Here is a 14,293-nt window from a genome sequence, read left to right as displayed (position 1 = left end):
GAATTACTGCATAGCACAATTGATTCACACCATGCCGACAGTTTTGTCGGCTTTTTTTTTGTTCTTCGATCTTACTCTTTCCTGTTTCGTCCTGAGCGGTGTTGCGACATATCTTTGGCATTTATTATGGTGGGCTACGCGCTCCCCTTCGGGCCGTCGCAAGCGACGTTGTAAAATGCCTTTGGCATTTTATTTATTAGCTGACTATGCTTAAAGGGAAAGGCTGGTGCCGAACGGCCAGTTGTAACGCATGTCTGTACTGCTTCAGTAGCTGGATTTGCTCTTATCCAACACCGAGGAGGAAAATATGCTCACTCAAGGCGCAGCGGATTATCTGCAAGCCGACACGGTTCCGGTTGAACCGATTCCCATTATACCGAACGATCCGATACCTCAGCCGCCTCCCGAACCATCGCCCATTCCTGACCCAACGCCAACCGGGCCGGAACACGAACCGGTCACTGAACCACCGCAAGGTCGATAGACTTAGAAAACGGAAATAAAAACGGTGGCGAAACAGCAACCGCTGCTTCTTGCCACCGTGTCATTATTCTTTCGGGAAAATCGTACTTACTTTATTTCCAGCACATCGAGGCGGGTGAGTGACGGCGCGTCTTCATCGTCTTCCGGTTGCCAGCCAACAGGTTGCAATGGCAATTCTTCGCGGTCGAACGCCAGATCGCCACCATCCACCACGTCGCTGCCGTGACGAATGCCTTTAAAATCAAACAGGGCATGATCGGCAAGATGAGAAGGCACAACGTTCTGCATGGCGCTGAACATGGTCTCAATACGGCCAGGATAGCGTTTGTCCCAATCGCGCAGCATATCCTTAATCACCTGACGTTGAAGATTTGGCTGCGAGCCGCACAGGTTGCACGGAATAATCGGGTATTGGCGAGCTTCAGCAAAACGCTCGATATCTTTTTCGCGACAGTAAGCAAGCGGGCGGATAACGACATGTTTGCCGTCATCGCTCATTAATTTTGGTGGCATGCCTTTCAGTTTTCCACCATAAAACATGTTCAGGAACAGCGTTTGCAGAATATCGTCGCGGTGGTGACCAAGGGCGATTTTCGTTGCGCCGAGTTCCGTTGCGGTACGGTACAAAATCCCACGACGTAGGCGTGAGCACAGTGAGCAGGTGGTTTTCCCTTCTGGAATCTTGTCTTTCACAATCCCGTAGGTGTTTTCTTCGACGATCTTGTATTCCACGCCGATGCTATCAAGATACTGCGGCAGAACGTGCTCTGGAAAACCAGGTTGCTTCTGATCCAAATTCACGGCGACTAGAGAAAAGTTAACGGGCGCACTTTGTTGCAGATTGCGCAAAATATCCAGCATGGTGAAGCTATCTTTCCCGCCGGACAGGCACACCATGATGCGGTCGCCTTCTTCAATCATATTGAAATCAGCGATAGCTTCGCCGACGTTACGCCGCAGTCGCTTTTGCAATTTGTTCAAATTGTACTGAGTTTTTGGGTTAATCTCTTGTTTTTCTGACATTTTATCTGTGCTCGTTGCAAAAAGCGTTGCGGATGGAAAACGGTTCAGCGCAGACGCCAACACGGTCTGCACGATCATGGCGTGTATGGTACGGATTACGGCGACGAATACCAGATCGTTTTACAGCAGTGTTCCACAATGATCCCATGATGCCGTATGAGTAACTGATTTTTTTGCTCACCGTTGCGTACTCGCGGTAGAAAAACGAAGCGTAAACGTTGGATTTCAGTAAGGCCATATTCTCTGTGATGATAGACAATCTCGTTCGTGTGCTTGTTCCCCGTGATTTTCATTTGAGATTGAAGTGATTCCAGAGTCAGTCTAACTAAGGAAACTGTGAAAGGATATGGAGAACACTATGCGGGAAATTGAGGTGTGGAATGCACAGATGATGCAGAGCATTCAGGGGCAGATTGATAAAATAGACTTTTAAAATCAGTTTATTAACTGTGTTTATGAAATTAGGCGAATGCTTTAGCCAGATCGGAGAAGTCTCTATAATGTCGAGGCTGTATAAAAATACAGTATTGGCATTTTTTGATGGAGAACTTCAATGATTAAATACCGTTTATATGCTCCAAACGATGGAGATACCATGACCGTAGATGGTGGTGGTGGTTGGGTTTCAAACGATGACCGCAAAGGTGGTAATGACAGGAATAATGATAAGTCTGGTTCACAGGTTGATTATGGCAAAAATCCTGAAAAGCAAACGGTGATAAATCCTTATTTGTTCTTTGCTATACCACCTGCTGTCTACCTTATTGATGACGTATGGGGTTTTACGTTTAATACGGCAGCTATTGAAGTTGGATTAAAGAAAGTTGCTGATTTTGCGCTTAAAGCTGCCCCTGTTGCAGGAAGACTGGTTGGCATTCTTGGTGCGATTATGCCATCAGATATTGCACCTGATAGTATTGATCCTGTGTTTAACGGGATGCAGCAGACAAAAATGGCTCAACTAGCTGCGCAGTTGGCCGCTCAAAAAGGCGTACCAAATACGGGCTATAGTGTTACAGCAATGCCGGCAGATTTAGTAAGCAGCCTGCCTGTTAGCGAAATGCGTTCGTTGACAACCGCTCCAGCTAGTCTGCTGGCTCAGAGTGTTATTAATACTGAGCTTTCACGTCGCCAACTTACCCTCACTCAGCCAGCGGTTAATTCACCAGTCGCGAATATTCCTGTGGTTAAAGCGGAGAAAACGGCTGTACCTGGCGTGTATTCGGTGAAGATCATTGCTGATAAACCAGCGCTTCAAATCAAACTGGACAGAACGCAGCCAGCTTTGGCAAAGAATCCGCCGAAAGTGAAAGATGATGTCCAGGTATCTTCTTTCCTTTCCACGCCGGTGGCTGATACGCACCATGCATTTATTGATTTTGGCAGCGACCATGAACCTGTATACGTGTCTCTTTCGAAGATCGTGACAGACGAGGAAGAGAAAAAACAGGTTGCAGAGGCCAAACGCCGTGAGCAGGAGTGGTTGTTGAGACATCCAATTACCGCTGCGGAGCGAAAATTAACTGAAATCCACCAAGTGATCTCTTTTGCTCAACAGCTAAAAGAAAGCTCTGCCGCAACCATTTCAGAAAAAACTAAAACTGTTGCGGTTTACCAAGAACAGGTGAATACCGCTGCGAAAAATCGCGACAATTTTTATAATCAAAATAGAGGTCTGTTAAGTGCGGGTATAACTGGGGGACCGGGATATCCTATTTATCTCGCTTTATGGCAAACGATGAATAATTTTCATCAGGCTTATTTCAGAGCAAATAATGCATTGGAACAAGAGAGTCATGTTCTGAACCAGGCTCGTTCTGATCTCGCTAAGGCTGAGCAATTGCTTGCAGAGAATAATCTGCTTCAGGTTGAAACGGAGCGAACGCTTGCCGAAGAAAAAGAGATAAAACGCAACAGGGTTAATGTATCAACATTTGGTACAGTGCAAACTCAACTTAGTACACTGTTGTCAGCATTTTATGCTGCTACATCTGGATCTACTGCATCTATTTCCCAAAGTGTTCCTTCTGGGGCATTAGCCTCTTTTTCATATAAGCCACAAGGGATGATTGGCAGCGGTAAGATTGTTGGGAAGGATGTCGATATTTTATTTTCCATCCCAGTAAAAGACATTCCTGGATATAAGCCTCCTACTAACTTTGACGATTTAGCCAATAAAAGTGGAAATCTTGATCTTCCTGTTCGTCTGGCATTTTCTGATGAGAATGGAGAAAGGGTTCTTCGGGCATTCAAAGCGGGTAGTCTGCGAGTCCCTTCGAGTGTCAGAGGTGTAGCTGGTAGCTATGACAAAAGTACGGGTATTTTTAGTGCAGAAATTGACGGTGTTTCATCTCGCCTTGTACTGGAAAACCCTGCGTTTCCTCCGACCGGAAATGTCGGCAATACGGGTAATACTGCTCCTGACTATAAAGCATTACTGAATACTGGTGTTGATGTTAAACCTGTTGATAAAATCACAGTTACGGTAACGCCAGTTGCTGAACCAGTGGATATTGATGACTATATAATCTGGTTGCCAACCGCTTCTGGCTCTGGTGTTGAACCATTTTATGTTGTGTTTAACAGTAATCCGTATGGTGAAACTAATTCCAAAGGGAAATACAGTGGTCGTAGCTTTAATACGGACAAAGCTGGAGGCCCCATCCAAAGTCTGGACTGGAAAACGGCTAATATTGACCGCGCTGGTGTGGACAAGGTAAAACTGCATACTGGGCGATTTGCTGAATCCGATGCTAACAAGGTGATGATTGACCGTCTTGAGAGAATCTTGAAAGGTACTCTTGCTGTAACTGACACGGACAAACGATTTTATACACATGAAATCCGAGAACTTGAACGTTATCGAAATTTAGGCATTAAGGATGGAGTTGTGCCAAGTAATCAGGGGGAAGTATGGAATAATACCCATACTGCTACCTTAGAAGACTACAGAATAGATGAAAGAACTGAATCTTTATACACGTCTGAGGCGATTAAAGCTTCAGAGGAACAGGATATGAGGGAATCGAAATGATTGATTTTAAGGCAATGTTTGAGAAAGAAAGCGTTAGCGATATAGTGTCTTTCTTTGCTGGTTCAACGAAAGGGATCGGTTATCCTCAATTAGATAATTTTTTTGTTCGTTATCGGTTTGATGTTATTGGTGATGGAGAGTTATTAAAAGTATTTGATAATCTCCTTAAAGCTGGCGTGGTCGAATGGGGAGAAAAAATGCTCGTTAAAAAAGGCCCCAACTGGAAAGAACCTAAGTTTGTAATCGAGAAAAAATACGGTCTCTAATCGAAGGTTCATTACTTGCTTTCTTAATTAATACGCGCTAAATTCGCGAAAGATACCGGAGTATGCCTTAAAAAGCTGCTCCGGTTTTTTTATACCACAAAATCAGTCTCGGCCACCTTCGGGTGGCTTTTTTGTTTGTGCCGATAAGCGTTTTTGTTAGAGCGCTTATTCGCATGGGCAGCGATACGCCTTTTCCCTTTCGGATCTATCCGACAAATAGACATGCAGGAGTAATGACGTGAGTGTTGATATGAATAATTTAACCGGTGAAGAAACAGTGGAAGAGATCAGCACAACCTGAAATCCATCGGGCGGCAATAGAGGCAATGCCCCTTCATCCCCAAACGGAAATTCAGGTAATACAGGAGGTGGTTCTGGTACATCAGGGAAGTAGGAGAGATAAAACAACGCTACGGCTAGCGTGATAAATTAATGAGCCGTAGCGTTGTTTATTGCACTATTTATTTTATTTCACTATTTATTGCGGCAGAACTTCTTCAATTTTAGTAATATGCGCATCGCCGCTTAGCGGTTTATAAATGTGGATTTTGACAATTCTTAGTGGTGCTTCTGGGGACGTTACCGTACCTTTCGTCAGAAAGGAGTAATTCGTACCAGAGACCACCTGTGTTGCGACGAATAAAGGTGTGTAGGTCACACCCAATAAATGTACGGTGGATTTGAAAAGTGATTTATCCGCATCATTCAAATCACGGAAAGCAGTCCATCCACCAGCAAGTTGATCTGACATTATTTCACCTCATTTACTTTAACGGGTAATTTAATTGCTGTGTTACCCTGTTAATATTCCCACAGGGCTGTGAAATGAGACTAAGTTATTTAATTTTTCTTGGCAAGGAGGAATGCTATTCTCTTTATATGAATAAAATTAAAGTATATCAGAAAATAAAATAAGAGCTTTTAGGCGATTTGTCAGTTATTAATGTATTTAAATGCCAGGTTTGCAATCATTAAAATAATTATATATGTAATTATATGTCTTGATATGAATATCAAGAGGCTTATACAACACGCCATCAACCAATCACGTTACGCTCTGAGCACGGTTTCCTTTCCCCTCCTCATAATGTCGTGCATGGAGCATGCTTTTCATGTGCTGTGCTACCTGATTAGCGGTCTTGTTGATCAATCGGATGGTACATTTTTAGATGATGAGCAGAAAATCAGATTCATTTTAACCTGTTCAGCGTATCACTCAAAGTGACTGTATTATTCGAACTGGAGTTGAAGAGCTTTTGTACGATGACGAGAAGGCTCAGAAAACCTTCTTTGAAGACTGGCAGAGGTGGAACTGATTTCGGATTTTTAAGCGTGGCTCTTTAAAATGGAAAGATATGTTCCCTTCATAAAGAAGGGAACATTATCAACACCAAAACATTTGGGAGCAGACCATAATGCTTGCGAGAAGGATTGTTTTATCGTTGTCCCACTTCCCAGATAACCCACCATTTCCTTGATCTTTTTCCCGTTTACCTGCATTGAGCCCTGTGTTGTCGGCGTGAGGTGTGATAGATATAGTCCTCGTCTGAAAAAGCTATTTGATAGGTATTGATGCCAAACGTGGCGTCAGAACCGACTACTCATCCGATCCGAGGCCAAAACATGAAATTATTGCCATGGCTATGTACTGCCGCTGTGTTGTTGCTGGCGGGATGCAGCAACCATAGTGAGAGCACTGCGGCGACCCAGCAAGACGCCACGCAAAATGATGATAAGAATGCTGTCGTGTTGCTAAAAAGCAGTTCTCCGGTTGACGTCAACTGTACGCTGATTGGCGGGACGATGGCGCTCTCCCGACAGCTTGACGGTGCAAGCGTGGGAGCCTGCCAGTTAGCCAATGGTAAGCGCTGTAGCGAACAATCGCTGATGAATGGAAGCTGTCCGGCGGGGTGAGTGTTGCGGCAGCCAGCACTGCCGCGGGAAAAATTAAGATGTCACCAGATTGGCACAAGGTACGTTCTGGCTGATGTCTTTCAGGTTCTGTAGCGTGGTTTGAGAAATGCTGATTAGCGCTTCTTCCGTCAGGAATGCCTGGTGTCCGGTAAATAGCACGTTGTGGCATGCGGACAAGCGGCGGAAAACGTCGTCCTGAATCACATCGTTGGATTTATCGGCAAAGAAGAGGTCGCGCTCGTTTTCATAAACGTCCATCCCCAGCGCACCAATTTTCTGTTGTTTCAACGCGTCGATAGCCGCCTGTGAGTCAATCAGCCCACCACGGCTGGTATTGACGATCATGACGCCGTTTTTCATTTGCGCAAAGGCTGCCTGATTCAGCAGGTGATGATTCTCCGGGGTCAGCGGGCAGTGCAGGGAAATGACGTCCGCGTTGGCATACAGCGTTTTCAGATCGACATATTCCGCCCCTAATTCCAATGCCTGCGGGTTCGGATAGGGATCGAAGGCCAGCAGACGCATGCCAAAACCTTTCAGGATACGCATGGTCGCGATGCCGATTTTTCCTGTGCCGATAATGCCCGCCGTCCGATTATGCATATTGAATCCGATCAGCCCTTCCAAAGAGAAGTTCGCATCGCGAGTACGCTGATAGGCACGATGAATGCGGCGATTAAGCGTCAGCATCAGGCCGACGGCGTGCTCGGCGACGGCCTCAGGGGAGTATGCGGGAACGCGTACAACACTGATACCCAGTTCCTTAGCGGCTTCCAAATCGACATTATTAAAACCTGCGCAACGCAGCGCCAGCGTTTTTATGCCCATCTCTGCCAGTTCGGTCAACACCTCGCGACCACCATCATCGTTCACAAAGATGCAGACGGCCTGACAGCCCGCCACTGTTTTGGCCGTGCGCGACGTCAGCATGAAATCAAAAAACTCCAGCTCATAGCCAAACTGTTGATTGACCTGCTCCAGATATTTACGGTCATACTGCTTAGTGCTGTAAATTGCCAGTTTCATTGATAGTTTCTCCGAAAAATCCTTAGATTAAGCTATCAGAAAATAGGGCGGTGACAAACCGTTACCTGACTGACAGTAACGGTTTGAAATTGAGGGGCGATAATAACGTCAGAACGGGTTTAGCGAGGCGTACTGAAAACCGAGACGGCTTCGGACATCGTGGAGATCTGCTGTTCCAGACTGTTAATGGCGGAACTGGAATGCGTTGCCAAAATCGTGTTCTGGCGCGTCAATTCATCAATGTTGTTCACTGCTGAGTTAATCTGCCCCAGACCTTGCGATTGTTCTTGTGTTGCCAGGCTGATTTGATTCACAAGCTGCGTAACCTGCTGTACCTGAGTCAATATATTGTTCATGGACTGGCTGGTGTGGCTGACCAATTTATCGCTGGTATGAATGTTTGCGATCGTCGTGTCGATAATCTCTGCGATGTCTTTGGCGGCGGCGGCGCTACGTTGCGCCAGAATACGCACTTCACCCGCAACTACGGCGAAGCTCTTACCCTGTTCCCCCGCGTGAGCAGCTTCGACTGCCGCGTTGAGCGCCAGAATGTTGGTCTGGAACGCCAGGTTATCCAGCACGCTGATGATGTCGGTGATCTCTTTGCTAGAGCGGGTCATGACCGCCATTGTGTCTGTGACCTGACTCACCGCTTTCTCTCCGGCATCGACGGCCTGATTGGCATCGTTCGCACAGCGCGTTGCTAACTGTGAAGCAGACGCGTTGCTTTGAATCGTCGCTGTCAGCTCTTCCATTGACGATGCGGTGGATTGCAAACTCTGTGCGGTATCTTCACAGCGCTGGCTCAGCGTGTAATTTCCGGAGGCGATCTCGCCGCAGGCGTGGCGCAGTTCGGTTAGCTTACTGTTAACATCATCGACAAACGTGCGGAAATTCATGCCGGATTGATTGACGGCGCGTAATAGCATGCCGACTTCATCCACGCGATTAAGCTGGAACGAGTTATCCGCCTGCCCGGATGCGGAATTAATGGCCTGGCGCAGAATTTTTTCCAGTGGTTTTGCTATATGCTGAACTAATAATTCACTGGTGATGGCTGCGCCAGCGAGTAGGACCAAAACAAAAATTAATAACGGCGTAGTGAGTGGAAGAGTAGCAAGTAAGAAAAGTAACGCGCATAACATGAAAAGGAATACATAACTTCTTATCCGCCAACGTACGGGAATAACGTTAAATAAGCTAAGAAATTTTAGCGTGCCTCTATAAATCAGCAGTCCCTGAAAGAGTCGGCGGTTTTTTAATTTATTCTCATTCATTTGATGGTAAAGCGCTTCCGCTTGCCGAATCTCTTCTTGCGAACTCCGAGTTCGTACCGACATGTATCCTGTTATTCTCCCGTCCTTCATCAACGGCGTCGTACTGGCTTTGACCCAATAGTAGTCGCCATTCTTGCGGCGGTTCTTGACGACGGCTGTCCAGATTTTACCTGCCTTTAGCGTCGCCCACATGTCGGCAAACGCCTGTGGGGGCATGTCCGGGTGGCGTACGATATTGTGAGGTTGGTGGAGGATTTCCTCAAAGTCGTAACCACTGGCACCAATAAAATCGTCATTTGCATAAGTGATATGACTATCGATGGTGGTTACCGACATTAGCTTGGCTTTTTCATCTAATAAATACTGAATATCACTGACCGGAAAATTCTTACGCATTTATTGATCCTTTTAGTATAAGCAAGCATAAATATGATGTTTTTAGATCTATTTGCGAACGGAAAGGCGATTGATGCTAGTTAATTAAAGGCAATGTTGGCGAAATAATTAGTGGGTAGACTTATATATTGTCACTAATTTCGTCCGTTATTTTTTCTTCGGAAACGTAGTTATCTTCCCCAAAATCGTGACAAACGCATGTGCCTATGACCAAAAGCATTCACTTGCTAAGTATATTATGTGTCTGTGAATTTGCACTGTGGAAAACGCATGCTGAAGGGGGGGAGAAATAGCGAGAAAAGGCGGCGAAGGGCGCCCTGACGTGAAGCGCCCGTGAAGAGGAGATTAGCGGGAAAGGCTGAAGACGGATGCAGCCTGCACCATGCTTGATATCTGCTGTTGCAGATGATCGGTGGCCGAATGTGACTGACTGGCCAGCGCGGTATTCTGGTGCGTGAGCTCATCAATGCGGTTTACCGCTTCATTGATTTGTTCCAACCCCAAAGATTGCTCCTGCGTGGCGAGGCTGATCTCATTCATTAAGTTGGTGACGTGCTGAACCTGAAGCAGAATATTGCTCATGGATTTGTGTGTATGCGATACCTGTTGTTCACCGGTACGGATGCTATTCAGCGTTTCGTCAATGATGGTTGAAATATCGCTAGAAGAGGACGCGCTGCGCTGTGCCAGCGAACGAACTTCACTGGCGACTACCGCAAAGCTCTTACCCTGTTCCCCGGCATGTGCGGCTTCGACGGCGGCGTTCACGGCCAGAATATTGGTCTGGAACGCGAGATTATCCATCACGCTGACGATATCGGTAATGCGTTCGCTGGAACGTGTGATCGTCTCCATGGTAGTAGAGACCTGGCTGACGGCCTGCTCGCCAGAGTTCACGGCCTGATTCACATCCTGTGTATACATCGAAGCCTGAAGTGAAGCTTCCGCATTGCTTTTTATCGTTGCGGTAAGCTGTTCCACGGAAGCAGCGGTTTGTTGCAGGCTTTCTTCCGTTTCCTCGCAGCACTGCGCTAGCGTATGGTTACCCTGCGCGATTTCATTACAGGCGTTTTTCAGCTCGCTCAGATTGGTATTCACATCGTCCACGAAAGTACGGAAATTCATACCGGACTGGTTGACTGCCCGCATTAACATGCCAATTTCATCCACGCGATTAAGCTGTGTCAGATTATCTGCCTGCCCGGCCGCGGAACGCATGGCCTGAGACAGAATTTGCTCGATGGGGCGAGCAACATGGTGCACCAGAAGCTCGCCACTAACAAAACAGCAGGCAATGAGCAGCGGGAAGAGTACGGAAGCCAATGCGGTTCCCGCCAGCAGGGAATAGGTTGTGAGCAGTGGGATCAGGCTAAAGAGCAGAAAATAGCTGCGGATGCGCCAGCGTAGCGGCATGGTTTTAAACAGGCTTAGAATACGCAATGGCCCGGTATAAATGAGCAGGCCATGATGGAAGGTTCGGTATTTCAGTTTACCTTCGTTTGCGCTGGCGTAGAGCGCTTCGGCCTGACGGATTTCTTCGGGTGATGCCGCCGTGCGAACGGACATATATCCGCTAATCTCACCGCCTTTTCTCAACGGCGTGGTGCTGGATTTTACCCAGTAATGGTCGCCATTTTTACACCGATTTTTCACAATCCCCGTCCAGATATTGCCCGCACGCAGCGTTTTCCACATATCCGCGAAGGCGGCTGGTGGCATATCTGGGTGTCGGATAAGATTATGGGGCTGCCCCATTAACTCATCAGTGCTGTAGCCGCTGACGTCAATGAAATCTTTGTTTGCGTAGGTAATATGGCTTTCTGGCGTAGTGACCGACATCAGTCTGGTTTTTTCAGAAAGAGGGAGCTGGCGGTCGGTGACAGGGGTGTTGTTACGCATGAAGCAGTCCTTGATATGCTGTGTCCGAATACTGATTTAGCTGAGGCATACCCACGGAGATGAATCTGCGGATAGCGGTAATGGTTCAGGTTGCTCATTGCTTTTTTTAAGGCGACTCGGGCAGAAGGAGATAATCCTGATATCCACCCGTAAACGCGTTGTTCATGATGAGATAACGTGATTCATTACAAAATATAACCTCAATTAAACATTTTACCACGAAAGGGTAATGAGCATGTACGCACAATGGTGGTAAATGTGAGATGGATAGGATTGTTTGTTAACAAAAAGAGCTATTTGTGAATGAATAATCGACAAGGGCATGCAGGACGACATTTTACCGCTATTGAACAGGATGCTTAACTCGCGCTAATGATTAAAAAACATGCACTTCCAGTTACCTTTCTCCTTGTCGCGCTGCTGTTTCTTTTCTGGCGGACACTGCCGCAGTGGCTGCCGCGTATCGCCACAGTCTGGCTACCAGCGGAGGTGTCTTTGTCCGTGAATGGGACACTTGGCTGGCAGAGCGGTGGGCTACATAGCGAGGGGTTCCGTATGATAGCCGGGGAGTGCGCGCTTGTTGACATAAGGAATATGACGTTGCGTTGGCACCGCTGGCGCTGGCATGTTGATATTGATGCCGTGACGTTAAACAGTGATTGCCTGCAATATGTGCCTGCGAGTAGCGTCACCGAGCCGCCAGCACAGCTGGCGCAGTGGCAACAGCGATTGCCGGCTGCCGATATTCAGATAAAGGCGTTTACGCTACAGCCCTGGCAGGATTATGCAGGGCAGGTGCGGCTCAGTAGTGACGGAAAACGGCGACAAACGCTCGATTATCAGGGCGATCAACTGGTGGTGAGGGCAGCGCTGAATGAGGCACAGCTGACTCTGCATGAGAGCATGCTCGCCACGCCAGCGGGATTCGTACGTTTACAGGTCAGCGGCGAGATGGCGCTGGCCGATACGCTGGATGCGGCCCCGATACAGGGGCGACTGACGGGAAAGCTGGATTCAGGGCAGACGCCGGACCCGCTTTCGCTCCTGCTGGACTGGCATAACCAGCAAGGTGAACTGGTGCTGAATGCGGCGAATGATGACGCGCCGCTGATATCGCTACCGTGGCAACTGACGGATGAGGTGATCCAGGTGACTAACGGCATCTGGCGCTGGCCTTATGCCGCTCAGCCGCTCTCTGGGCAAGTCGCCATGACCTTACAGCACTGGCGGCAAGGACTAGACGCTACCACGATTACTGCGCGTTTGAACATGTTGACGCAAGGGCATAACGGCAAAGCGAACGCCGTGCTGGTGCTGGGACCGGGTAATATTGGTCTGTTCAACAGTGAGTTGCGCTTTCAGCTTACCGGGCAGGCTAACTTACCGGCACTTTCTCTGACGGCGACGCTACCGGGGGTGTTGCAGGGATCGATTCTCAATCCTGAACTCGCTCTTTTACCTGGGGCGCTGCTGCGCGCCAGGGGAACACCTGCGCCACAGGTTTATCTGGAGGAGGCGCGCTGGCCGCTGGCGGGCGTTCGGGTCAGTGCGACTGGCGTGAATGGACGACTACAGGCGATTGTGAAGGCGCGGGAGGAATATTGGGGGCGTGTGAACCTGCACCTTGATGGTCAGGCGCAGGATTTCTGGCCGGATCAAGGGCAGTGGCAATGGCGTTATTGGGGCAATGGTCATCTGCCGCCGCTGAAAGGTCAGTGGGACGTTGCCGGCCGAGGCCAGTGGCAGGACACCCTGATTGAAGTCACCCAACTGTCGAGCGGTTTGGATCAGTTGGGCTACGGCATGGTGACAGTACATCAGCCTCGGTTGACGATTACTGATCCAATCCGTTGGCAGCGCGCCCGTTCCGGGGAACATTTTCAAGGGGCGTTGCAGTTGGCCTCAGAGCGGACGCATTTCAGCAACGGCGGCTATCTGCCACCTTCGTTGCTAACGCTGGCAATGCAGGGGCGTAGCCCGGATGATTTCCTGCTACAGGGGCAGCTACAGGCTGAGGATATCGGCCCGGTGAGGTTGCGCGGACGCTGGGATGGGGAACGACTGCGCGGTGGTGCGTGGTGGCCGACGCAGCCGCTTAAGGTGTTTCAACCCCTGCTTTCCCCACTGCTGAAAATGAACATTCGCGCCGGACAGTTTTACGCACAGTCGGCCTTTTCCGCCGCACGTAAAGAAGGGTTCAGCGCGGGTGGACATTGGGTCGTGAAGAATGGCGGATTGTGGTTACAGGATGGTGAAGTCAGCGGCGTAAACTTTGTCCTGCCTTACCGTCTGAAAGATCAGCGCTGGCAACTGGGCATCAGGCAACCTGTCACGTTGCGCATTGACGTGCTGGATAACCTGTTTCGGATGAGCAATATCCGCGTCGATCTGCAAGGGTTTTATCCGTATAGCGAGCGACGACCGCTGATTATGTCTCAGGCTGATATGGACGTATTGGATGGGCATATCGGCCTGTCGACGCTGCGCTGGCCGCAGCGTGAACCCGCGTTGTTCACCGTTAAAAGTGTGGATCTCAGCGAACTGCTGACGGTATTGAAGCAAAAACAATTCGCTCTGTCTGGGCGTGTGAGCGGTACGCTTCCGTTGAATTTTAATCACCCGACCATGTTGATTGAAGGCGGGCGAATTACCAATGATGGCTTCCTGACGCTGCGGCTGGATAACCAACTGGCCGATGAATTAGCGAGTAAAAATATAGCGGGCGGCGCGGCGATTGGCTGGCTGCGTTATCTGGAAATAGGGCGTTCCTATGCCACGCTTGATCTGAATAATCAGGGCGAACTGACGTTAACGTCGCAGGTGCAGGGGAAAAATCCACAGCTCAGTGCGAACCGACAGGTTATTCTTAACTATCGTCATCAGGAGAATATCTTCCAGCTATGGCGCAGCTTACGTTTTGGCGATAACTTGCGGGATACGCTGGAGCAGCAGGCAAATGAATAAATTCAAGGCAG

General features: G+C 48.5%; 10 protein-coding genes. 5 read left to right on the top strand and 5 right to left on the bottom strand.

Translation table 11 applies throughout. The features are described from left to right. The first annotated feature begins 307 nt into the window (after positions 1 to 307). Positions 308 to 484, top strand: a complete 177-nt coding sequence (locus LCF41_RS12300) for a hypothetical protein (RefSeq protein WP_225084859.1) — start codon at positions 308 to 310, stop codon at positions 482 to 484. A gap of 86 nt (positions 485 to 570) precedes the next feature. Here LCF41_RS12300 and ttcA read toward each other — a convergent pair whose 3' ends face one another. Then, positions 571 to 1,506 (bottom strand): tRNA 2-thiocytidine(32) synthetase TtcA, encoded by a 936-nt coding sequence (gene ttcA, locus LCF41_RS12295; RefSeq protein ID WP_225084858.1) that lies wholly within the window; start codon positions 1,504 to 1,506, stop codon positions 571 to 573. A gap of 553 nt (positions 1,507 to 2,059) precedes the next feature. Between ttcA and LCF41_RS12290 the strand changes: the two genes are divergently transcribed. After that, the gene (locus tag LCF41_RS12290; RefSeq protein ID WP_225084857.1) at positions 2,060 to 4,540 is read left to right on the top strand and encodes a colicin-like bacteriocin tRNase domain-containing protein; all 2,481 of its coding nucleotides are present in this window, start codon (positions 2,060 to 2,062) and stop codon (positions 4,538 to 4,540) included. Next, positions 4,537 to 4,806 (top strand): hypothetical protein, encoded by a 270-nt coding sequence (locus LCF41_RS12285; RefSeq protein ID WP_161509182.1) that lies wholly within the window; start codon positions 4,537 to 4,539, stop codon positions 4,804 to 4,806. The genes LCF41_RS12290 and LCF41_RS12285 overlap by 4 nt, the downstream gene beginning before the upstream one ends. A 478-nt stretch (positions 4,807 to 5,284) precedes the next feature. Here the strand turns inward: LCF41_RS12285 and LCF41_RS12280 are convergent, their stop codons facing one another. Next, positions 5,285 to 5,557 carry a hypothetical protein gene (locus LCF41_RS12280; RefSeq protein WP_225084856.1) on the bottom strand — a complete coding sequence of 91 codons (273 nt, stop codon included), beginning with the start codon at positions 5,555 to 5,557 and terminating at the stop codon, positions 5,285 to 5,287. A gap of 872 nt (positions 5,558 to 6,429) precedes the next feature. Here LCF41_RS12280 and LCF41_RS12275 point away from each other — a divergent pair. After that, the gene (locus LCF41_RS12275; protein WP_225084855.1) at positions 6,430 to 6,720 is read left to right on the top strand and encodes a putative hemolysin; all 291 of its coding nucleotides are present in this window, start codon (positions 6,430 to 6,432) and stop codon (positions 6,718 to 6,720) included. Positions 6,721 to 6,753: 33 nt separating this feature from the next. Here the strand turns inward: LCF41_RS12275 and LCF41_RS12270 are convergent, their stop codons facing one another. The 3 genes from LCF41_RS12270 to LCF41_RS12260 form a co-directional block, all read right to left on the bottom strand. Beyond that, on the bottom strand, positions 6,754 to 7,746 hold the full coding sequence (locus LCF41_RS12270) for a 2-hydroxyacid dehydrogenase (protein ID WP_225084854.1): 993 nt from the start codon (positions 7,744 to 7,746) through the stop codon (positions 6,754 to 6,756). 119 nt (positions 7,747 to 7,865) lie between these two features. After that, a complete protein-coding gene (locus LCF41_RS12265; RefSeq protein ID WP_225084853.1) occupies positions 7,866 to 9,419 on the bottom strand; it encodes a methyl-accepting chemotaxis protein in 1,554 nt (517 codons plus the stop codon). Positions 9,420 to 9,764: 345 nt separating this feature from the next. Beyond that, positions 9,765 to 11,318, bottom strand: a complete 1,554-nt coding sequence (locus tag LCF41_RS12260) for a methyl-accepting chemotaxis protein (protein ID WP_225084852.1) — start codon at positions 11,316 to 11,318, stop codon at positions 9,765 to 9,767. 372 nt (positions 11,319 to 11,690) lie between these two features. Here LCF41_RS12260 and LCF41_RS12255 point away from each other — a divergent pair, with 372 nt between their 5' ends. Continuing rightward, the gene (locus tag LCF41_RS12255; protein WP_225084851.1) at positions 11,691 to 14,282 is read left to right on the top strand and encodes a YdbH family protein; all 2,592 of its coding nucleotides are present in this window, start codon (positions 11,691 to 11,693) and stop codon (positions 14,280 to 14,282) included. Positions 14,283 to 14,293: the final 11 nt, after the last annotated feature.

Origin of the sequence: Pectobacterium colocasium, from assembly GCF_020181655.1 — a bacterium.
Taxonomy (GTDB): Bacteria; Pseudomonadota; Gammaproteobacteria; order Enterobacterales; family Enterobacteriaceae; genus Pectobacterium; species Pectobacterium colocasium.
The sequence above is the reverse complement of the archived record's forward strand: the minus strand, read 5'-3'. Positions and strand labels throughout refer to the sequence as shown.